Annotated in this window: 15 protein-coding genes; 9 read left to right on the top strand and 6 right to left on the bottom strand. The window is 76.4% G+C overall.

Annotated features, from left to right (window positions below):
- Nucleotides 1–132: 132 nt before the first annotated feature.
- The 9 genes from AC067J_RS17955 to AC067J_RS17915 all read left to right on the top strand — a co-directional run bounded on the left by AC067J_RS17955 (nt 133) and on the right by AC067J_RS17915 (nt 17,107).
- Entirely contained in the window at nt 133–585 is a 453-nt protein-coding gene (locus tag AC067J_RS17955; protein ID WP_478300228.1) for a PPOX class F420-dependent oxidoreductase, read from the top strand.
- A gap of 186 nt (nt 586–771) precedes the next feature.
- Nucleotides 772–1,743: a hypothetical protein gene (locus AC067J_RS17950; RefSeq protein ID WP_478300227.1), complete on the top strand. Its 972-nt coding sequence runs from the start codon at nt 772–774 to the stop codon at nt 1,741–1,743.
- Nucleotides 1,744–2,232: 489 nt separating this feature from the next.
- The gene (locus tag AC067J_RS17945; RefSeq protein WP_478300226.1) at nt 2,233–3,633 is read left to right on the top strand and encodes an MFS transporter; all 1,401 of its coding nucleotides are present in this window, start codon (nt 2,233–2,235) and stop codon (nt 3,631–3,633) included.
- A 198-nt stretch (nt 3,634–3,831) separates the two neighbouring features.
- Entirely contained in the window at nt 3,832–5,217 is a 1,386-nt protein-coding gene (locus AC067J_RS17940) for a non-ribosomal peptide synthetase (protein WP_478300225.1), read from the top strand.
- Nucleotides 5,218–5,483: 266 nt separating this feature from the next.
- The gene (locus tag AC067J_RS17935) at nt 5,484–8,792 is read left to right on the top strand and encodes a non-ribosomal peptide synthetase (protein ID WP_478300223.1); all 3,309 of its coding nucleotides are present in this window, start codon (nt 5,484–5,486) and stop codon (nt 8,790–8,792) included.
- Nucleotides 8,789–9,970, top strand: coding sequence for an acyl-CoA dehydrogenase family protein (locus tag AC067J_RS17930; protein ID WP_478300220.1), 1,182 nt, complete (start codon nt 8,789–8,791; stop codon nt 9,968–9,970). The genes AC067J_RS17935 and AC067J_RS17930 overlap by 4 nt, the downstream gene beginning before the upstream one ends.
- 40 nt (nt 9,971–10,010) lie before the next feature.
- Nucleotides 10,011–11,852, top strand: coding sequence for a non-ribosomal peptide synthetase (locus tag AC067J_RS17925; RefSeq protein ID WP_478300218.1), 1,842 nt, complete (start codon nt 10,011–10,013; stop codon nt 11,850–11,852).
- A 75-nt stretch (nt 11,853–11,927) separates the two neighbouring features.
- Nucleotides 11,928–13,985, top strand: a complete 2,058-nt coding sequence (locus AC067J_RS17920) for an amino acid adenylation domain-containing protein (protein ID WP_478300216.1) — start codon at nt 11,928–11,930, stop codon at nt 13,983–13,985.
- Nucleotides 13,982–17,107: a condensation domain-containing protein gene (locus tag AC067J_RS17915; RefSeq protein WP_478300215.1), complete on the top strand. Its 3,126-nt coding sequence runs from the start codon at nt 13,982–13,984 to the stop codon at nt 17,105–17,107. Before AC067J_RS17920 ends, AC067J_RS17915 begins: the two co-directional genes overlap by 4 nt.
- 163 nt (nt 17,108–17,270) lie before the next feature.
- Here AC067J_RS17915 and AC067J_RS17910 read toward each other — a convergent pair whose 3' ends face one another.
- The 6 genes from AC067J_RS17910 to AC067J_RS17885 form a co-directional block, all read right to left on the bottom strand.
- Complete coding sequence (locus tag AC067J_RS17910; protein WP_478300213.1) at nt 17,271–17,627, bottom strand: TcmI family type II polyketide cyclase; 357 nt, start codon at nt 17,625–17,627, stop codon at nt 17,271–17,273.
- Nucleotides 17,624–18,079 carry an SRPBCC family protein gene (locus tag AC067J_RS17905; protein ID WP_478300212.1) on the bottom strand — a complete coding sequence of 152 codons (456 nt, stop codon included), beginning with the start codon at nt 18,077–18,079 and terminating at the stop codon, nt 17,624–17,626. The genes AC067J_RS17910 and AC067J_RS17905 overlap by 4 nt, the downstream gene beginning before the upstream one ends.
- A 1-nt stretch (nt 18,080) precedes the next feature.
- Complete coding sequence (locus tag AC067J_RS17900; RefSeq protein ID WP_478300210.1) at nt 18,081–18,341, bottom strand: acyl carrier protein; 261 nt, start codon at nt 18,339–18,341, stop codon at nt 18,081–18,083.
- Between the two features lie 147 nt (nt 18,342–18,488).
- Nucleotides 18,489–19,733 (bottom strand): beta-ketoacyl synthase N-terminal-like domain-containing protein, encoded by a 1,245-nt coding sequence (locus tag AC067J_RS17895; protein ID WP_478300208.1) that lies wholly within the window; start codon nt 19,731–19,733, stop codon nt 18,489–18,491.
- 5 nt (nt 19,734–19,738) lie between these two features.
- Nucleotides 19,739–20,998 carry a beta-ketoacyl-[acyl-carrier-protein] synthase family protein gene (locus AC067J_RS17890; protein WP_478300206.1) on the bottom strand — a complete coding sequence of 420 codons (1,260 nt, stop codon included), beginning with the start codon at nt 20,996–20,998 and terminating at the stop codon, nt 19,739–19,741.
- Entirely contained in the window at nt 20,995–21,429 is a 435-nt protein-coding gene (locus tag AC067J_RS17885) for a cupin domain-containing protein (RefSeq protein ID WP_478300205.1), read from the bottom strand. The genes AC067J_RS17890 and AC067J_RS17885 overlap by 4 nt, the downstream gene beginning before the upstream one ends.
- Nucleotides 21,430–21,445 lie beyond the last annotated feature (16 nt).

The raw sequence follows: 21,445 nt of genomic DNA, 5'->3' as shown, positions 1-21,445 counted from the left end.
CCGACGGTTCTCCGGTCGCCGGTCGGCGACCCTACGGACGTCTGCTCGTGCGGTCGGCTGGTCGTGCGGTCGGCTGGTCGTGCGGTGGGCCGGGCACGGGTGAGCCGGGGCACGGGTGGGGAGACTCGGCGCATGGCTGAGATCTCGAAGGACGTCCGCGAGCGGATCGAGGCGGGACACATCTGGTACGTCGGCACGGTCAACGCCGACGGGTCGCCGCATGTGAGCCCGATGTGGGTGGGGATGGAGGGGGACCTGCTGCTGTTCAACACCTCGGTCGGCCGGGTCAAGGAGCGGAACCTGCGGCGCGACCCCCGGGTCTGCCTGTCGCTGGCCGACCCGGCCGACCCGTACGACCGGGTGCAGATCCGGGGACGGGTGGTGCGGTTCGTCGAAGGGGAGGAGGCCGACCGGAACATGGACCGGCTGGCCCGGACGTACCTCGGCGTGGAGGAGTACGGCTGGCGGATCCCCGGCGAGCGGCGGGTGGTCGTGCTGGTCGAGCCCACCCGGGTCAGCCGGGTGTCCGGGGTCGAGCCCTTGCCGCCGGGCGCGCCCGGCAGCGGGCCGGCCGCCTCGGCCTGACCCGTCCCGCCTCGGCCGTCGTCCCACCCCGGCCGTCGTCCCACCCCGGCCGTGACCGTTCGCTCCGGGAGGGCCCCGGCGCCGGCCCGCCCGGGAGCGGTCGTCCGGGGGGCCGGGCGCCCCGGGGAACCGATCGGCCCGGCCCGCGTCTATCTTGAGGGGCCACGGACACGAGAGGGGCGGAACATGGGGACGGCCGGTCGGAAGGTGGCCGCCGCTGCGGCGGCGGGTGTGCTGCTGGGGGCACTGGCGGCGTGCGGGTCCGGGGGGTCGGAGACCTCCCGGAGCGCGGCCGGGAGCACGGCGGCCGCCTCGGCGAGCCCGGGCGGCACCGAGGGCTCGGCGGCAGCCGCCTCCGGCACCGCGTCCTCGGCCCCGACCGGGAACGCGGCCACCGGTGCGACGGGCGGTGCCGCGACGGGCGGCACCCCGGCGGCGGACGGCGCCACCGCGTCCGCCGGTGCCACGGCGGGCGGTGCGACCGGCGCGACGACGGGCGGCGCTACGGCGGGTGCTACGACGGGCGGTGCTACGACGGGCGGTGCGGTCGGAGGCGGCGCGTCCGGTGGCGCGTCCGCCGGAACCACGGCCGGTACCGCCTCCGGCACCACCGGCGGCGGTGCGCAGCCGCCCGCCGGGCCGGACTCCGACACCCTGCTGCTCGACGACAAGCTCGTCCTCCAGGTCCTGCCCGACCAGAAGGCGATGGCCGGCTGGGAGGAGGAGCGGCGGAAGGTGGACACCGGCGACCATGCCACCACCTGCACCGCCGCCGCGCCCTGCACCGGCAAGCCGCTGAGCGGCACGGCCCGTTTCGCCTCCGGCGACGTGACGGCGCGCTTCGCCGTCGACACCCTGGCCGGGAAGGCGGCGGCCAAGGAGCGGCTGAAGGAGGCGTACGCGGCCTACGGCGTCGGCGGGTACAGCACGCTCGACCTCGCCTTGCTGGGGACCGAGAGCCGCGCGTTCCAGGGGCAGTTGGCCGGCCGGGACGGCGTGAGCATCGTCCTGAGGTCCGGCACGGTGGTCGCCAGCGTCACCACCGAGGGCGGCCCGGTCGACCCGGCCGCCGCCCGGCGGCTCGCCGCGATGCTGGTCAAGCGCATCGAGCAGGCCCAGGCTGGCCGGACCCCGGACGCCGTCCTCGACCCGGCCTGACCGCCACCGGCCGATCCGGCCGAACCAGCAGACCCGGCAGACCCTGCCGACGACCACGGAGCCGGCATCGGCCGCCCTGCGCCCCGAACCCTGCGCCCCGAACCCTGCGCCCCGGACCCGGCCCCCGGACCCGGCCCCCGGACCCACTGCGGTCCGGGGGCCGCGTCGTGCGGATACCACGGTGGAGCCACGGCCAGGTGACGGAACGTCAGCACTTCACAGGTTCCAGCCAAGTTGAGGGCGGCCGTCCGCTGGCCGGAAAGTATCAGTCCGAATAGCGGACGCCACGGTGGACGGACGGCCCCGGCTGCGATGCGGGAGCGATGCCGCTGGTCCCGCCTGCGAAACCGGGTCGCGGACCGGGGGTCGTGACATAAGGGGCGGCTAAGGGAAGCCTGCGTGACCGGCGGGATCCGGTCGTTCGGGGAGGGGGCCGGAATCGAGCCAGACGGTTGCCCGGTAGCGAATCGGTAACCGAGAGTCGTACTGATGAACGACAAGCCCCGTCCGCCCCGCACCCGCCCCTCGGCCCGACGCGACTTCAGACTCCTGCTCTCGGGAGCCGTCGCGGCCCAGGCGGGCACTCAGGTGACCCTGGTCGCGCTGCCCCTGGTCGCGGTGGTGGAACTCGACGCCTCGCCCTTCCAGGTCGGCCTGCTGACGGCCGCCGAGACCGCCGCCTTCCTCCTGGTCGGCCTGCCCGCCGGTGCCTGGCTGGACCGGATGCGCAAGCTCCCCGTCCTGATCCGCGCAGACGTGCTGCGCTGCCTCGCCGTCGGCTCGATCCCGGCGGCCGCCGCGCTCGACGCGCTCACCCTGGTCCAGCTCTACCTGGTGGCCCTGGTCACCGGGGTGGCGACGGTCTTCTTCGACGTCGCCCACCAGTCCTACCTGCCGGTGCTGCTGCCGCGCGAGCAACTGGTCGCCGGCAACGGTGCGATCGAGACGGTCCGCTCCTCCGCGCAGATCGCCGGGCCGGGGCTGGGCGGCGGGCTGGTCCAACTGCTCGGCGCGCCACTGGCGATCGTCGCCGACGCGGTCGGCTACCTGGTCTCGGCGGCACTGCTCTCCCGGATCCGTGCCGAGGAACCGCGGCCCCGGACCGAGCCCGGCCGCTCGCTGCGCGCGGACGTCGCCGAGGGCGTCCGGTTCGTGACGGGGCATCCGCTGCTCCGGGTGATCGCGGCCACCACGGCCACCGCCAACCTCTTCAACGCCGTACTGATGGCCGTTCAGACCGTCTTCTGGGTCAGGGTCCTGGACCTTTCGCCGGCGGCCATCGGAGTGCTGCTGTCCGTCTCGGCGGTGGGCGGCCTGGCCGGGGCGCTCTGCGCGGGCCCGCTGGCCCGGTGGATCGGCCAGGGCCGGCTGATCTGGCTCGCCCCGCTGGTGACCGGGCCGTTCGCGCTGCTCTGGCCGCTCGCGGACGGGGGCGCGGGCGCGGTGCTGTTCGCCGTCGGCGGTGTGGTGGTCCTGTTCGGCGCGGTGGTCTACAACGTCGCCCAGGTGAGCTTCCGGCAGAGCCTCTGCCCGCCCGAGCTGCTCGGCCGGATGAACGCCACCATGCGCTTCCTGGTCTGGGGCACCCTGCCGCTGGGCGCCCTGCTCGGCGGCACCATCGCCGACGCGGCCGGGCCGCGCGCCGCGCTCTGGGTCTGCGCCGTCGGCATCCTGGTGGTGCCCGTGCCGCTGCTGCTCTCACCGCTGCGCGGCATGCGGGACCTGCCCTCCGCCCCGGAGCCCGGGGCCGCGTCCGGGCCTGGGTCCGCGGCGCCGGACCCGGACCCGGACGTGGAGCCGGACCCCCTGTCAGAGCCGTGTCCCGTGCCGGGGCCGGACCACGACCGCGCCGATCCGGAGGGTGCCGACGCCGTCAGACCGGTGCGCTGAACCGGCCCGCCCCGCCACGTACGCCCTGCCACGTACGCCCTGCCCCGTCCTGTCCCGCCCGCATCCTCGTGCCCCGTGCGAACGCACACCGCGGCCGGCCGGCTGCCCGGTTGCCGGGCCGCACCGGACCGACGCCCGCAGACACCCGCACCAGCCCCGGACCTCCGAACGCCCTGAACCGAAAGCGGAGACCCTTCCGTGTCCTCCAGCATCACGGCCGCCTACCTTGCCCGCTACCGGTCCGTCCTCGACGCCGCCCCCGCCCCCTCGGAGCTGCTGCCGCTCACCGGCGCCCAGCGGCGGTTCCTGATCACCCGCCGCCGCGAACTGCGCGGCCGGGCCGACATCGTGCCGCTGTTCTTCGCCTTTCCGCGCGGCACCGTGGACCTGCCGCGCCTGCGCCGCGCCGCCGTCCGGCTGGCCGCCCGACACCCCGCGCTGCGGGGCGCGTTCACGACGGTCCGCGGCACGCCCGTCCTGCGGCTCGGCGCGCCGTCGGTCGAGGTGGCCCGGGTGGTGGTCGGTGCGGACGGCCCGGACAGCCCGGACGTCCCGGACGGGGCCGCGGCGGCGGCGCTGCGCCGTGCGCTGCTGGACTGGCCGGTCGACGGCCCGGTGCTGCGCCTGCTGCTGGCGGCCGCGCCGGACGACGAGGAGGAGCTGCTGGCCGTCGCGCTGGACCACGCCGCCTGCGACGAGCAGTCGCTCGGCCTGGTCACGGCGGACCTCACCGCGGCGTACGGACAGGGCACGCCGGACCGGCAGAGCGAGCCGGAGGCCGCGGAGGCCGCGGAGGCTGTGCAGGCGGCGGGAGCGGCGGACGGGCAGGACGGCGTCGAGGCCTACCGCGCCGCGGTGGAGGGACAGTTGGCCGCCGAGGCGGCCGCGGCGACCGAGGCCGCGCAGGTTCACTGGGCGGCCCGGCTCGGTGCCCTGGACGAAGCGCCCCGGGGCGGGGTCGCCACCGGAGGGGCCGCCACCGGAGGCGTCGCCTGGTCCACCGGCATGGTGACCCACCGGCTGCCGGCCGCCTCCGGGGCCGCCCGGGGCGGGGTCTTCCCGGCCCTGCTGGACGCGGTCGGCGCGGCCGCCCGCCGGCTCACCGCGGGGGAGCGGGTGCTCGCGCTCGGCTACCCGTGGGGCGGCCGCCCGCCCGGTGCGGAGCCCGTCCTCGGCTGCTTCCTGAACACCCTCGTCCACCCGGCGCCGCCCGGGCCGGAGCGGGGCCTCGACGAGCTCGGCGCCGAGTGGTGGGACGACCTCGACCACGCGGACACCCCGTACGACGAGGTGGTGCGCGCCGCCCGCTCGGCCGGTGCGCGCTGGTCCGGAGCCCTGGACGGCCTGCTGACCTTCGAGGACCTGAACCGCCGCCCGCCGCTGGTGCTCGGCGGCACCGCCGGCCGGGAGACCCACCTGGGCGGTCGCCCGCTCGCCGCGCCGCTGGCGGTCTCCGCCTCGCACGGCGAGGACCTGCTGGTCCGGCTGGCCTGGGACCGCGACCGCTACCGGGACGCGGACGCCGAGGCCGCGTTCGGGGAACTGCTGGCGACGCTCCGCCGCCACCTCGGCCCGGCCGGCTGAGCCCGGCCGACTCCTTCCGTCCGAACCTGCCTGCCCGCCCGCCTGCCCGCCAGCCCACCGACCCACCAGCCCACCGGCCCGCCTTGCCCGGCGCGCGCACCCGGGCCCGCCCGTCCTGATCCGAGCCCGAGCCCGAGCCCGCCCCCCGAACCCGAACGACCCGCCGCGCGCGCCACCACCCCCGGCCCGCCCGGCAGCGGCGGGCCAACCGTGCCCGCCCGCCCCGTCGAACCGCATACCAACCCGCCACCGTAAGGGAGTTGCCCATGTTCGCACTCTCCTCGTCGCAGGAGATCGTCTGGCTGCACGAGCAGATGCTGCCCGGCAGTCGCGCGTACAACTTCACCGCCGCCCTCGACCTCTGGGGGCCGCTCGACACCGACGCGCTCCGGGCCGGTCTGGCCGCCGTGATCGCCCACCACCCGGGCCTCCGGCTCGAACTGGTGGCCCGGTCGGAGGGGCTGCCGCTCCAGCGGGTCGGCACCCGGACCGAACCGCGCCTGCGCACCAGCGACTTCTCCGCCGAACCCGACCCCGAGGCGACGTTCCGGACCCTGCTCGCCGCCGAGGCCGAGGAGCCGCTGGACACCACGCAGGCACCGCTGCTGCGCTGGCACCTCGTCCGCCTCGCCGACGACCACCACCGGCTGATCCACGTCGAGCACCACCTCATCCACGACGGTCACTCGTTCGCGATCCTGCTCCGTGACCTCTTCACCGTCTACCGGGCGCACGTCCTCGGCGGGACGGCCGAACTGCCCGCGGCCCCTTCCTACGAAGACCACGTGCGCGCCGCCGGACCCGCGCAGGACGCCGCCAGGGAGCGTGGACTCGCCTACTGGAAGCGCGAGTTGGCCGATGCCCCGGTGGACCTGACGCTACCCGGGCTGGCCCGTCCGGGAGCGGTGCGCCGGCACCGCGGCGGCCAGCTGCGCCAGTCGATCGGCGCCGACCTCGCCGAGCGGCTGCGCGAGCGCGGCCGGCGCGACGGGCACACCCCGTTCTCCACGCTGCTCACGCTCTTCGCCGAACTCCTGCGCCGGCAAAGCGGCCACCGCGAGCTCATGGTCGGCACCGCCGTCGGCAACCGCCCGCCCGGCTTCGAGGGCACCGTCGGCATGTTCGTCAACACCGTCCCGCTGCGCCTGCGGCTCGACCCGGCGGCGCCCGGGACCGAGACGGTGGACGAGGTGACCGACGTCCTCTTCCGCGCGCTGCCCCACCAGGACGTGCCCGTCCAGGAGTTGACCCGCGAGCTGGGCCGGCACACCACCGGCGCGGACAACCCGCTGTTCAGCGTGATGTTCAGCGCACACGACGCGCCGCTGCCCGACGTCCAGGCGCCCGGGCTGGAGGTGTCGCTGTACGAGGGGTTCAACACCGGCACCACCCGCTTCGACCTCGACCTGGTGCTGCTGCCCGACGACCGCCGGGTGGTCGGCGAGAAGCTCGGCGCGCCCGGGATGACCCTGGTCTGGGACTACGACGCCGACCTGTTCGCCGAGGAGACGGCCGGCCTGCTCGCCGAGCGGCTGCTGGAACTGCTCCGCGACTACCTCGACCGTCCGGACGCCGTGCTCGCCGACCTCGCGCCGGCCGCGCCCGCCCCCGCCGGCCCGGAGCAGCCCGCCCTGGACTCGCCCGCCCTGGACCAGACCGCCCCGGACCAGACCGCCCTGGACCCGTCCGTCGACCCGGCCGCTCCCGACCTGTCCGTCCTCGACCCGGCCGCCGCCCACGACCCGGGCGCCCTCGCCCTGCTCGCCGGCGCCGAACGGATCGGCTACGGCGACCTCGACCGCCGCGTCGCCGCCCTCGTCGAGCGCCTGCGCGCCGCCGGCGTGACGCCGGGCCAGCCGGTCGCCACCGTGCTGCCGCGCGGCGTGGACAGCGTGGTCGCGCTGCTCGCCTGCCTCCGGTACGGCGCGGTGTACGCCCCGCTCTCCTCCGAGGACCCGCAGGCCCGGCTCGCCCTGCTGCTGGAGCGGCTCGCCCCGGCGCTGGTCCTCGCGACCAGGCAGAGCGCACTCGCGCTGCCCGGCGCCGTCGCCCCGGCCCTGCTGGACGGTCCGGCGTTCCCGAAGGCCGAGCCCGCCGCGGTGCTCGACGGCGCCGCGTACGTGATCCACACCTCCGGCTCGACCGGCGTGCCCAAGCCGGTCCTGGTCGGCCGCGCCGCGCTGGCCCGCTACACCGCCGCGATCGCGGCCCGCTACGGCCTCGGGCCCGCGGACCGGGTGCTGCTCTTCGCCCGCCCCTCCTTCGACGTGGCACTGGAGGAGGCGCTGCCCTCGCTGGCCGCGGGCGCCGCCCTGGTGCTGCCGCAGCGCGAGGTGCCGACCGGGCCGGAGCTGGTCGCGGTGCTGGCGGCCCGCGGCGTCACCGTCGCCAACCTGCCGACCAGTTACGCCCTGGCGGTCCGCGAGGACCTGCGCGAGGCACTGGCGGACGGCCGCTGGTCCCCGCGCCTGCTCGTCCTCGGCGGGGAGCGGCTGCCCGCGCGGGCCCTGCGCGGGCTGGCCGAGGGTACCGCCGTGACCGTGCTGAACGCCTACGGCGTCACCGAGGCGACCGTCACCTCCACCGTGCACGAGGTCACGGCCGCCGACCTCGCGGGCACCGGCCCGACCGGGAGCGACCCGACCGGGAGCAGCCCGACCACCACCGACCCGACCGCGACCGACCCGACCACCTCCGGTTCGACCACCACCGACCCGACCGCGACCGCCCCCGACGCCGACGCCGCCGAGATCCCGCTCGGCACCGAACTGCCCGGCGTGCGCGTGCACGTCCTGGACGAGGGCCTGCACCCGCTGCCGCCCGGCGCGGTCGGCGAACTCGCCGTAGGGGGCGACGCGCTGGCCGACGGCTACCTCGGCCTGCCGGAGGTCACCGCGGCCCGGTTCGTCACCGTCCCCGCACTCGGCGGGGAGCGGGTCTACCGCACCGGCGACCGCGGCTTCCGGGGCCTCGACGGACGGCTCCGCTTCCTCGGCCGCCGCGACAACCAGGTGAAGCTGCGCGGCTTCCGGATCGAGCTGGAGGAGATCGAAGCCGCCGCCTCCGCCGAGCTGGGCGGCCGCTCCTGCGCCGTCGTGCTGCACCAGGACGAGACCGCCGGCCCGCGCCTGCTCGGCTTCCTGGAGGGGGACGAGCAGCCCGACCAGACCGCGCTGCACGCCGCCCTGGCCCGCCGGCTCCCGGCCGGCCTGGTCCCCGCGGCCTGGACGGCGCTGGCCGCCATGCCGCTGCTGCCTGGCGGCAAGCCCGACCGCGCCGCCCTGGCCCGGATCGCCGCCGAGGCGCCCGACGGCCTCGCGGCGGCCGCGGCCGAACCGCAGGCCTTCACCGGCCCCGGCCAGGCCCTGGTCGCCGAGGCCTGGCGCGAGGTGCTCGGCCACGACCGGTTCACCGCCGACTCGCACTTCTTCGAGGTCGGCGGGCACTCGCTGCTCGCCGCCCGGCTCGCCGCCTGGCTGGAGCCGCGCCTGGGCACCCGCCCGCCGCTGCGCACGCTCTTCCAGCACCCCGTCCTGGCCGACCAGGCCCGCGCCCTGACCGGAGCCGACCAGTGAGCCTCTCCGCCCCGTCCGCCGTCCTCGAAGCCGGCCACCGCGAGCTCGTCGACGCCTTCGAGAGCTTCGTCCGGCGTGAACTCGAACCGCTGGCCGCCGAGTTGGGCGAGTCCGCCGAGCAGCCGCCGGCCGACCTGCGGACCTACGTGCGCAAGCGCTCCGCCGCGCTCGGCTTCTACGCCGGCGACTACCCGGAGGAACTCGGCGGCGCGGACATGCCGTTCACCGCCGTCGTGCTGCTCCACCACGCCGCCGGGCGCAGCGGCTGCGCGCTCGCCCCGTACGCGCTGGCCGGCTCCGACGGGCCCAGCCCGCTGCTGCGGCACGGCACGCCCGAACAGATCGAACGCCACCTCGTCCCGCTGGTCCGCGGCGAGCGGACCCGCTGCCTGGCACTCACCGAACCGCAGGCGGGCTCCGACGCGTTCCGGCTCACCACGACCGCCGTCCGGCAGGGTGACGGCTGGCTGCTGAACGGCCGCAAGACCTTCGTCAGCAACGCCGACCGGGCCGACCTCGCCCTGGTGGTCACCGCCACCGACCTCGGCGACGGCGCCGGGCCCACCGCCGGCGCCACCGCGTTCGTCCTTCCGATGGACCACCCGGGCCTGCGGATCGGCCAGCGGTACGAGGGCATGTCCGGCGAGCCGCTGTTCGAGCTGACGCTCGACCGGCTGCACGCCCCCATGGCGTCGGTGATCGGCGGCGAGGACGGGGTCGGCGCCGCCACCGCGCTCGCCATGGACAGCCTCTCCCGGGGCCGGCTGGTGGTCGCCGCGATGTGCAACGGCATCGCCGAGTACGCGCTGCGGCTCGGCGTCGAGTACGCCCGCGAGCGGCAGGCCTTCGGGCAGCGGATCGGCGACTACCAGCACATCCAGGAGCACCTGGTGAGCACCCGGGCCGAGGTCGAGGCCTCCAAGCTGCTCACCCTGGCCTGCGCCCGGCTGGTGGACGACGGCACCGAGGCCCCCGAGAACGCCGCGCTCGCCAAGCTCACCGCCTCCGAGACCGCCGTCCGGGCGGTCGACCGCTCGCTCCAGGTGCACGGCGCCACCGGCTGGGTGCGCGGACATCCGCTGGAGTTCCTCTACCGCTACGTCCGGATGACGACCATCATCGAGGGGACCTCCGAGGTCCAGAAGGTGATCGTCGCCAAGGCCATGGGCCTGGGGTGAGACCGCGATGACCGCCCGATCGACCTACGGAGGAACAGCAATGACGATCCGTCAGTCCGAGCAGCAGCAGTCCGGCGTCAGTATCGCCTACGGCCGTCCGCACCAGGACGGCGCGGTGCTCGACCTCTTCACCAGCTGGGCCCGCCGCACCCCGCACGCCCCGGCGCTGATCGACGGCGAGCAGACCCTGAGCTACGCCGAACTCGAATCTCTCGCAGAGAAGTTCGCCGACACCCTGGCCGAGCACGTCCGCCCCGGTGACCTGGTCGGCCTCTGCCTGGACCACTCCGCGGCCCTGGTCGCGGCCACCCTCGCCGTCGCCAGACTCGGGGCCGTCCACCTGCCGCTCGGGCCGCGCCCGGGCGAGCGCCGGCTCCAGGCCGTCGCCGAACAGCTGCGCCCCGCCTGCCTGATCGGCGACCCGGCCCTGCTGCCGCCCGCCCACCGGGACGGGCTCCACCGGCCGCTGGACGCGCCCGGCGCGCCCGGCGCCGTCGCGGCCTTCGCCGCCGACCGCACCGCGGGCGTCCGCGCCCCCGCCGGGACCCTGTACACCGTGCTCACCTCCGGCTCCACCGGCACCCCGAAGGCCGTCGCGGTCACCGAGTCCGCGCTCGGCGCGCTGCTGCAGTGGTACCGCGAGCTGACCGGCCTCGGCCCCGGCGACCGGCACAGCCTGCTCATCGGCGTCGCCTTCGACCCGCACCTGATGGAGCTCTGGGCCGCCCTCACCGCCGGCGCCGCGCTCAGCGTCGCCCCCGACGCCGTCCGTTGGGACCCGGCCGCGCTCACCGACTGGTGGCACACGGCCGGCATCACCGTCGGCGTGCTGCCCACCCCGCTCGCCGAACCCGTCCTCGACCGCCCCTGGCCTGCCGGACTCGCCCTGCGCCACCTCTGCGTCGGCGGCGACCGGCTGCGCCGCGCCCCCGGGGCGGACGTCACCGCCACCGTCCACAACGCCTACGGCCCGGCCGAGGCGACCGTCGTCACCACCGTGCACAGCATGCCGCCCGGCGCCGACCACGGCACCGACGCGCCGCCGATCGGCCGCCCGATCCCCGGCGCCGTCGTCCTGGTCACCGACGAGGACGGCCGCCCGGTGCCGCGCGGCCACGCGGGCGAACTGCGGATCGGCGGGCGGGGCCTGGCCATCGGCTACCTCGACGCCGACCTCACCGCCCGACGCTTCGTCTCGGCGCCCGACGAGGTCGAGGGCACCGACCGGGTCTACCGCAGCGGCGACCGCGTCCTGATGCGTGCCGACGGCGTGGTCGAGTTCCTCGGACGCCTCGACGACCAGGTCAAGGTCAGCGGGGTGCGGATCGAACCGGCCGAGGTCGAGGCCGCATTCGAACGCGACCCCCGGGTCCGCCGCGCCGCCGTCGCCGCCCGCCCCGGCCCGGCCGGCGGGGCCCAGCTGCTCGCCTTCGTCCAGCCCGCCCCGGAGGGCCCCGCACCCACGGGCGCCGAACTGCTGGACGCCGTCCGGCCGTGGCTGCCCGAGCAGGCCGTGCCGGGCACCGTCCGGCTGGTCGACACCTTCCCGCTCGACGCCAACGGCAAGATCGACCGGGCCGCGCTGCTCAAGGCCGAGGAGGCCGCCCAGCAGGCCGGACCGGGGCCCGAGGAGGCCGCCACCCCCACCGAGCGGACGGTGCTCCGGCTCTGCCGCGGGCTGCTCGGCCGCGCGGACCTCGAACCGGCGGACAACTTCCTGGACGTGGGCGGGAATTCGGTCGCCGCCGCCAGGCTGCTCGCCGCGCTGGAGGACGAGTACGGGGTGCGGCTGCGTGCCCCGCTGCTGCTGCGCCAGCCCGACCTGCGGGCCATCGCCCGGCTGATCGACGACCGGCTCCCGGGCGCCGTCGCCGCCGGCTGACGGGCCGCCGCACCTCCCGACCGCCGCCGCAGGGCACCCCGGCCAGCAGCCGGGGTGCCCGGAAGGGACCACCCCATGACCTCCGCCGCCGCATCCGCCTCCTCCGCCGCCGCGCTCGCCTCCGCCGCCGCATCCGCCTCCTCCTCCACCGCATCCGCCGCCACCGCGCCCGCCGGTGTGCGCACCGACGGCGCCACCGTCCCGGAGTTGATCGTCCGGCAGGCCGAGCTGAGCCCCCGGGCGCTCGCCGTGACCGACGGCTCCACCGCGCTGACCTACCGGGAACTCGTCACCAAGGCAAGCAGGTTGGCCGCCGAGCTGGCCGCCCGCGGGGTCGGCCCCGGCACCGCCGTCGGCCTGCTCTGCGCCCGCGCGACCCGCCAGGCCGTCGCCCAGCTCGCCGTCTGGTGGGCCGGCGGCCACGTGGTGCCGCTCGATCCCGCCTACCCGCGTCCGCGCCTCACCGCCATGCTCGACGACGCAGGCGTCCGGCTGACCGTCGGGGACAAGACGCTGCTCGCCGACGCCGGTCTCGCCGCGGACCGCTCGCTGGCGCTCACCGAGTCCGGTCGCGCCGAGTCCGGCACCGTCGAAGCCGCCGAAGGCGCCGAAGTCACCACGCCCGCCGGCCCCGCCCCGGCCGCGGTCGCCCTCGTCTACTTCACCTCCGGCTCCACCGGGCAGCCCAAGGGCGTCCAGGTGCCGCACAGCGCCGTCGCCGACCTGGTCACCGCCCCCGACGGGATCGCGCTCGGCCCCGGCGACCGCGTCCTGCTCCACTCGCCCGCCGCCTTCGACGCCGCCACCTTCGAACTGTGGGCCCCGCTGGCCCGCGGCGCCGCCGTCGCCGTCTCGCCCGCCGAGCGCCCCACCCCCGAGGAACTCGCCCGCGACATCGAGCGGTTCGGCGTCACCACCGCCTTCATCACCACCGCACTCTTCCACCAGCTGGCGGCCCGCCGCTCGCGGATCTTCGGGGTCCTGCGCACGCTGATCGTCGGCGGCGAGGCGCTTTCCGCCGAGCACGCGGACGCGGTGCTGCGCGCCTTCCCATGGCTCGATCTCGTCAACGCCTACGGGCCCACCGAGGCCACCACCTTCACCACCCTGCACCGCATCCGGCCGGCCGACTGCACGGGCCCGGTCCCGATCGGCCTGCCCTTCGGCGGCGCCCGCACCCACGTCCTCGACGCGGACCGGCGGCCCGTCCCCGACGGCACCCGCGGCGAACTGTGGATCGCCGGCGCCCGGTTGGCGCTCGGCTACCTCGGCCGTCCCGAGCTGACCGCCGAGCGGTTCGCGGAACTCCCCGGCCTCGGCCGGGCGTACCGCACCGGTGACGGCGCCGCCCGGCGCCCCGACGGCACTCTGGAGTTCCACGGGCGGCTGGACGACCAGGTGAAGGTCCGCGGCTTCCGGATCGAGCCCGGCGAGGTCGAGCACGCGCTGCGCAGCCTGCCCGAGGTCGCCGAGACCGCGGTGGTGGTCCGCCGGGCCGGCTCTGAGGACGCCGCGCTGACCGCCTACGTGGTGCCCGCCGAGGGCACCCGTCCGGTGCCCGAGGCGCTCCGCCGGCAGCTCGCCGAGCGGCTCCCGGCCCACCTGGTGCCCACCGCCTGGACCGTGCTGGACGCCCTGCCGCTCACCGGCAGCGGGAAGGTCGACCGCCGGGCCCTGGCGGCCGACGACCGGCCCGCGTCCGGCGCGGCCGCCGGGCCCGGCACCGGAGCCGTGCTCACCCCGATCCAGCAGGTCGTGGCCGCCGCCTGGTCGCGGGCCCTGGAGCACCGGGTGACCGAGCCCGACGCGGACTTCTTCGCCGAGGGCGGCCACTCCCTGCTCGCCATGTGGGTGGTCGACGACCTCCGCGAGGACCTCGGCGTCGAGCTGCCGCTCGGTGACTTCCTCGACCACCCGACCGTGGCCGGCCAGGCCGCCCTGATCGAAAGCGCCCTCCTCGCGGCCGAGTCGGGCGCGTCCGGTGAGCCCGACGAGCCCGGCGTGTCCGGCGTGTCCGGTGACGCCGGCGGGTCCGCCGCGTCGGCCACCCCCGCCACCCCCGCCGAGACCGCCGAGACCGCGGACGGCGCCGTCGCCGCGCCCGCCGCCCACCCCCAGGAGTCCACCCGATGACCGCCCCCGCCGACCGGACCGGACCGGCCTCTCCCGTCGACCAGGCCGCACTGCTCCGCCGCGCCCGCCTCCGGGTGGCGGACGCCTCCGCGGACCGGGCACCCGCCGTCCCCGCCGACAGCACCGGCTCCGCCGACCCCGCCACCACCACCGAGCCCGTCCGGACCGCCGGCGCCGGCGGCCGCGGAACCGGGCCGGTGCCGCGCACGAACGCCACCGGCCCGGCCCCGCTCTCCCACGCCCAGCAGCGCATGTGGCTGATGGAGCGGCTCGGCCAGGGCGGCGCCCGCTACCACGTGCCGCTCGCCACCCGCCTGCGCGGCCCGCTGGACCTCGACGCGCTCGCCACCGCCCTCACCGGGCTGACCGCCCGCCACGCCGTGCTGCGCACCCGCTACGGCCATCGCGACGACCGGCCCCACCAGGAGACCGGGCCGGTCGTCCCGGTTCCGCTCCCCGTACTGCCGGCCGCCCCGGACGGAGCCGCGCCCGCCGGAACCGCGCCCGCCGGAGCCGCCCCGGACACCGGTGCCGAGACCGGCGCGGCCGAAAGCACCCCCGGAACCGCGGCCGCACTGCTGCACGCCGAGGCGGCCCGCCCCTTCGACCTCGCCGACGGCCCCGTGCTCCGCGCACTCGTCCTCCGGCACGCCCCCGAGGACCACACCCTCCTCCTCACGCTCCACCACATCGCCGTCGACGGCGGCTCCCTGCCGATCCTCGCCGCCGACCTCGCAGCCCTCTACGCGGCGGCCACGGAGCACCGCCCGGACGGCCTCCCCGACCCCGGACTCCCGTACGCCGACTACGCCCGCTGGGAGCGCGGCCGCGACGGCGAGCTCGCCGCCGCGGCCGCCGACCGGGCCGCCCGGCTCGCCGGCGCCCGGCCGCTGTCCCTGCTGCGCCCGGTACCGCCCGGCACGCCGGAGCGGTCGGCCGCCCTGCACAGCGCCCCGCTCACCGCCGACACCCTCGAAGGCCTGCGCCGGTTCGGTGCCCGGCACGGCGCCACCCTCTTCGCCGTCGTCCTGGCCGCGGCCTTCGCCGCCCTGCGCACCGCCACCGGCGAGCCCGATCTCGTCCTCGGCTGCGCGGGCGGCCACCGGGCCCGGCCCGAGCTGCGCCGGCTGGTCGGACTCCAGGTCAACACCCTGCCCGTCCGCGCCGAACTCCCCGGCGGCGACCCGACCTTCGCCGAGGTCCTGGCCACCGTCCGGACGGCGCTGCTCGACGCACAGGTGCACCACGACGTCCCGTTCGACCTGGTCGTCGAGCGGCTCGGCGCCGCCGCCCGCAGCGAGGACGGCACCGCGCTGCTCTCCGTCAGCTGCGACCTGGCCGGTCCGCCGGAGCCGCTCGCCCTGCCCGGCCTCTCCGCCGAGGCCGTCGACATCGACCTCGGGCTCGCCAAGTTCGGCCTCACCCTGCTGGTCGAGGAGGGGCCGCACCCGCGCTGCCTGCTCCAGCACGACCCGGCCGCCCTCGACGAGCCCACCGCCCGCCGTCTGCACGCCGCCTTCGCCGACCTGCTCACGGCCGTCGCCACCGGCGCCGACCGCCCGCTGTCCGAGCTCCCCGGCACCCGCCTCAACACCCCGGCACCCGCCGCCCCGGCCGCTCCCGGCGGGCCGGAACACCCGGCCGTCGCCGCCCTGCTCGCCGATCCCCGGGTCGCCGACGCGGCCGTACTCACCCCCGACCACGGGCCGGCCCTCGCCTACGCCGTCGTCCGGGGCCCGTCCGCACCCGGCGGCAGCGAACTGCGCGCCGCCCTCCGCCGACACCTGCCGCCCGACCGGATCCCCGCCGCCGTCACCCTCCTGGACACCCTGCCCCGCCGCCCCGACGGCACCGTCGACGCCACCCGCCTCCCCGGCGCGCCGCCCACCTCCGCGGGAACAGGCGCAGACACCGGCACCGGCGCCGCGGGCGCGGCCCATCTGGACGCAGTGCTGGCGGCGTTCGGGGAGCTGCTGGGCGGGCGCCCGCCGGCGGACGGGGACTTCTTCCGGCTCGGCGGCCACTCACTGGTGGCGGTCCAGCTCGCGGAGCGGCTGCGCACCGCCACCGGACTGCCGCTGACCGGCCTGGACGTCCTCGAACAGCGCACGCCGCAGGCCCTGGCCACCCTCCTCGCCGCCCGCGCGGATGACCGCCGCTCCACCGCCTCCGCCACCCGGAGCACGGGTGGCCGCAGCACGGCCGTCCGGGCCGGCACCGTGCTGCTCACGGGAGCCACCGGCGGCGTCGGCGCGGCCGTCCTCCAGGAGCTGCTCGCCCAGGGCCGCCCGGTCCGCGCGCTGGTCCGCCCGGAGTCCGCGCACCTGGTCGCCCGCAGCGGGGTCGAGATCGCGGAGGGCGACCTCGCCGACCCGGACAGCCTGCGCCGGGCCGTCGACGGCGTGGACGCGGTCATCCACTCCGCCTGCACCTTCACCGAGCACGACGTCGACATCGCCGCGATGCGCGCCCTGGTCGACGGCCGGCGCGGCGAGGGCGGCTTCGTCTTCGTCAGCAGCATCGACGCGTACGGGCGCCCCGCGCCGGGCGAGGTCCCCGAGGCCGGGCCGTCCGTCGAACCGGTCAGCCCCTACGGGCGGGCCAAGCTGGAGTGCGAGCGGATCCTCCTGGAGTCCGCCGACGGCCGCGGGCCCGGGACGGTGGTCCGATCGCCGCTGGTCTGGGGCCCGCACCGGCGGCTGCGCGACCAGCTCCGCTGGGGAGCCACCGGCGCGCTCTACCAGGACGCCCTGGCGGGCCGGCCGATCACCCTGCCACCGCCGGCAGCGGAGAGCGGCCACGACTGGTACGGCGCGAGCTGGGTGCACTCGGCGGCCCTCGCCCGGGCCGTCACGGGCTGCACCACCCGGGCACCCGGCCGGGTGGTCAACGCGGTGAGCGGGCACGTCTCCTGGGCGGACTTCACCGCCGAACTGGTCCGCCTGCTCGGCTCGTCCGCTGCCGTCGTCGAGTCCGGGGACGCGGACCCCGAGCTGCGCCGCCCCTGGCGCTACCGCGCCGACGCGCTGGCCGACCTGCTCGGCCCCGAGCCCGGCGAGGACTGGCGCGCCGTACTCGCCGCCATGACCGGGCCGACCGGACCGACCGCGCCGACCGGCTGACCGCCCGACCGCCGTCCCCGCACACCCCGCCGCACACCCCACCTTCCCTCCCGGCACGCCCCACCCCGCCCGACCACGCCCGACCCCGCCCCACCCCGCGCGAGCGGACACCCCGCAGGCCTCCGGCCGACGGGGTGTCCGCTCGACTGCCACCACCGGAAGCTCAGCCGGTGCGCTCCCAGCGGTAGAACTCACGCGCCATCGCGTCCTTCGGCCCGCGCCAGGTGGCCGGGTCGTACGCCTGGACGTACGCGGTGAGCGCGTCGCTGACCGCCCGGAACTCCGGGTGGCCGACCACCTGGGCGACGGCCGGGCCGGGTGGCCGGTCCGCCTCGATCAGGTGGAGGTACACGTCGCCGAACTGGAACAGGCTCCGCCCGGTGACGCCGATCAGGTGGGGCAGCTCGCCCCGGTCGGACTCGGCGAACACCTCGGCGATGCCCCGGGCCGCGTCCGGCTTCATCCGGGCGACGATCAGCGCGCGGTGCGTCTGCGTGGTGAGGGGAGGCGTCGTGCTCACAGCTCCGCGGCCCTCTTCTCGACCTTCTCGCGGATCAGCTGCATCTGGATCCGGGAGTTGCGGTTGATGTGGTTGACCATGCCGTCGTCGTCGACCGGCGCGGTCGGCTTCATCGAGAAGTCCTGCACCCAGCGCATCTTGGTGCCGGACGGGACCTCCGCGTACTCCCAGCGGATGTCCATGAACTCGAACGGGCCGGGCTCGACCCGCCGGGCGCGGACCGCGAGCGAGGACCGGTCGGTGGTGCGCTCGGAGACCCAGCTCCACACCTTCCCGTCGTCGTCGGGGTGCATGGTCAGCCGGAAGGTGACCCGGTCGCCGTCCCGCTCCAGCACCTCGACCGAGGCGTACTCGCTGAACAGCTGCGGCCAGTTCTCCAGGTCGTTGGTGATCTCCCAGACCAGGTCGAGCGGTGCGTCGATGACGATCTCGTTGTCGGTGTGTCCGGCCATCTCAGGCACCCGCCTTCGCGGTGACGACGGAGTTGACCAGCTCCAGGAACTCGGAAGGGGTCTTCGCCGACTCCGCGCCGTTGGTGACCTTCACTCCGTGCCGGTTCTCCAACTCGCCGACCACGCCGAGCAGGCCGAGGGAGTCCACGCCGAAGTCGTCGAAGCTGGCGCCGGGGCGCTCCAGGTCGAGCGGGTCGACGGCGACGCCGGCCCGGGCCTGGATGAGCGTCGCGAGTTCGGGATAGCTGAGGGGGTTGCTCACGGGATGTCCCTTTCATAGCGAGCGAGTTGCGGTTGAGCAGTCGAGCGGTTGAACCGACGGACGGACGGACGGCCGTGTGACCGGTGCAGCGGTAGAGCCGTGGAGCGGTGGAGCTTTTCGGACAACCGGAGAGGCGGCGCGCGCGGGTCAGGCCTCCGGTTCGCCGCGCCGCAGCAGCAGCGCGGAGTTGGAGCCCATCAGCCCGCGGCTGAGCACCAGCGCGGTGCGCAGTTCGGCCGGCCGGGCGCGCCCGGTCACCAGGGCCAGGTCGTGTCCGACCTCGGTGACGTTGGGGGTGGGCGGCAGGACACCGTCCTCCATGGCGAGTACGGCGGCGGCCGTGTCCAGCAGCGGTGCGCCGCAGTAGGCCCGGCCGGTACCGGACTTGGGTGCGGTGACCGGGACGCGTTCGGCGTACGGGCCGAGCGCGTCGGCCAGGGCGAGCGCCTCGGCGCGGTCGGCGGCGGGGACGCCGAGGGCGTCGGCGAAGACCACGTCGACCTCCTCCGGCGAGATCCTGGCCTCTTCGAGGGCGATCCGGATCGCCGCGGCCAGGCCCTCCCGGGAGGCCTCCCAGCGGGAGGCCCCGGTGAAGGTGGCGCCGTGTCCGGCGATGTACGCCCGGACGGCGGCCCCGCGCCGGCGGGCCGTCCGCTCGTCCTCCAGCAGCAGCATCGCGCCGCCCTCGGCGGGCGCGAAGCCGTTGGCCGCGGGGGAGAACGGCAGGTAGGCCCGGTCGGGCCGGTCGGAGAGGCTCAGCTCGGGGTAGCCGAGCTGGCACACCATCGAGTACGGGGCGAGCGGGGCCTCGGCGGCGCCGGCCACCACCGCGTCGGTGCCGCGTTCGATGGCCCGGGCGGCGTGGGCCAGGGCGTCCAGGCCGCCGGCCTCGTCGCTGGCGACCACCCCGCACGGGCCCTTGTAGCCGCCGCGGATGGAAACCTGGCCGGTGCTGGCGGCGTAGAACCAGGCGATCGACTGGTAGGGGCCGACGAACTGCGGTCCCTTGCCCCAGAGTTGCTGGAGCTCGCCCTGGCCGAACTCGCCGCCGCCGGAGCCGGCCGCGGTCACCACGCCGACCGCGTACGGGTCTTCCGGATCGGGGACGTACCCGGCGTCCGCCACCGCCTGGTCGGCGGCGGCCATCGCGTAGTGCGTGAAGCGGTCGGTCTGCACCAGGTAGCGGCTGTCGATGGCGGCCGCCGGGTCGAAGTCCCGCACCTGGCCGGCGACGCGCAGGGGGAGGTCCCCGCAGCCCTCGCGGGATATCCGGTCGAGGACGCTCACGCCCTGCCTGGTGGCCTTCCAGAAGGCGTCGGCCCCCACGCCGTTCGGCGCCACCACGCCGAGGCCGGTGATCACCGCCCGGCGGTTCTGCTGACGTGACGTCATGGATCTCACCCCGTTCTTGTGAGCACGACGGCGGACTGGAATCCGCCGAACCCGCTGCCGACCGAGAGGATGTGGCGCAGCGGCATCTCCCGCGCGGTGCGCGGTACGTAGTCGAGGTCGCACTCCGGGTCGGGTGTCTCGTAGTTGGCGGTGGGCGGAACCACCCCGCGGTCGAGCGCGAGGGTGCAGGCGACCACCTCGATCGCGCCGATCGCGCCGAGCGAGTGCCCGACCATGGACTTGATCGAACTCATCGGCGTCCGGTAGGCGTGCTCGCCGAGCGAGCGCTTGACGGCCGCCGTCTCGTGCCGGTCGTTCTGCTTGGTGCCCGAGCCGTGCGCGTTGACGTAGTCGACGTCGGTGCGCTCGACCCGGGCGTGGGCGAGTGCGTGGTCGATCGACCGGGACATCTCCAGCCCCTCCTGGGTGAGGCCGGTCATGTGGTAGGCGTTGCCGAAGGTGGCGAAGCCGCCGATCTCGCCGTAGATCCGGGCGCCGCGCCGACGGGCGTGCTCCAGCTCCTCCAGGACGAGTACGGCGCCGCCCTCGCCGAGCACGAAGCCGTCGCGGTGGGCGTCGAACGGCCGGGAGGCGTGCGCCGGGTCGTCGTTGCGTTCGCTGGTGGCCTTGATGGCGTCGAAGCAGGCGACGGTGATCGGCGAGATCGGCGAGTCGGAGGCGCCGGCGATGCAGATGTCGGCGCGCCCCTCCTCGACGGTCTGGAAGGCGTACCCGATGGCGTCGAGGCCGGAGGTGCAGCCGGTGGAGACGGTCTGCACCGGGCCGCGGGCGCCGGTCCGCTCGGCGACCGCCGAGGCGAGCGTGGAGGGCGCGAAGGCCCGGTGCAGCTGCGGCTCGGCGTGCCGGTGGTCGACGTCCCAGCGGGCGCCGCCGGCGCTGACCAGCGCGTAGTCGTGCTCCAGCCGGGTGGTGCCGCCGACGGCGGTGCCGAGCGAGACGGCGATCCGCCACGGGTCCTCGGCGGCCAGGTCGATCCCGGAGTCGGCGACCGCCTCGTCCGTCGCCACCATGGCGAACTGGACGTAGCGGTCGGCCCGTTGGACTTCGTCCGGGCCGAGCCCGTGGGCGCCCGGGTCGAAGTCGCACTCGGCGGCGATCCGGGAGCGGAACCCGGTGGGGTCGAAGAGCGTGATGCCCCGGGTCGCCGTCCGCCCGGAGGTGAGCAGGTCCCAGAACGCCGGGACGCCGACTCCGCCGGGCGCGACCACGCCGATTCCGGTGACGGCGACCCGTCGCCGGTTCACGAGGCCACCTTGGCGTGTTCCGGCGGGGCGGAGGTGCCGACCGGCTCGGTCTCCTCGGTGTCGACGTGGCCGAGCTCGGGGCGGGGCGCCAGCGGGCCGAGGTGGAAGACCATCCGGGCCTCGGTGTCGCCGACGTTGCGGAACCGGTGGCGCATGTCGATCGGGATCATCAGGCCCTGTTCGGGCTTGAGCACCCGGGTCTCGCCGTCCAGGTCCACCTCCAGGTCGCCGGAGACGACGAAGACGAACTCCTCGGAGTACGGGTGGTAGTGCTCGCCGATCCGCTCACCGGGCTGCACGATGGCCAGCCCCATGAACCCGCTGGTGGCGCCGCAGGTGGCCGGGGTGAGCATGGCGCGCAGGTCGCCGCCGCGCCGGCGGTTCTCCGGCGCCTCGGAGACGTGCACGATCCGTGGGTACTGCGTGGACATGGTTTCTTCCTTACGG

This window comes from Kitasatospora sp. NPDC042419 (assembly GCF_056437345.1).
This window is presented reverse-complemented; position numbering and strand designations above follow the sequence as displayed.

Bases quoted from the DNA above. Each gene is read 5' to 3' on its own strand.
- AC067J_RS17955 (WP_478300228.1), top strand. From the start codon at position 133: ATGGCTGAGATCTCGAAGGACGTCCGCGAGCGGATCGAGGCGGGACAC.
- AC067J_RS17950 (WP_478300227.1), top strand. From the start codon at position 772: ATGGGGACGGCCGGTCGGAAGGTGGCCGCCGCTGCGGCGGCGGGTGTG.
- AC067J_RS17945 (WP_478300226.1), top strand. From the start codon at position 2,233: ATGAACGACAAGCCCCGTCCGCCCCGCACCCGCCCCTCGGCCCGACGC.
- AC067J_RS17935 (WP_478300223.1), top strand. From the start codon at position 5,484: ATGTTCGCACTCTCCTCGTCGCAGGAGATCGTCTGGCTGCACGAGCAG.
- AC067J_RS17925 (WP_478300218.1), top strand. From the start codon at position 10,011: ATGACGATCCGTCAGTCCGAGCAGCAGCAGTCCGGCGTCAGTATCGCC.
- AC067J_RS17920 (WP_478300216.1), top strand. From the start codon at position 11,928: ATGACCTCCGCCGCCGCATCCGCCTCCTCCGCCGCCGCGCTCGCCTCC.
- AC067J_RS17915 (WP_478300215.1), top strand. From the start codon at position 13,982: ATGACCGCCCCCGCCGACCGGACCGGACCGGCCTCTCCCGTCGACCAG.
- AC067J_RS17905 (WP_478300212.1), bottom strand. From the start codon at position 18,079: ATGGCCGGACACACCGACAACGAGATCGTCATCGACGCACCGCTCGAC.
- AC067J_RS17895 (WP_478300208.1), bottom strand. From the start codon at position 19,733: ATGACGTCACGTCAGCAGAACCGCCGGGCGGTGATCACCGGCCTCGGC.
- AC067J_RS17885 (WP_478300205.1), bottom strand. From the start codon at position 21,429: ATGTCCACGCAGTACCCACGGATCGTGCACGTCTCCGAGGCGCCGGAG.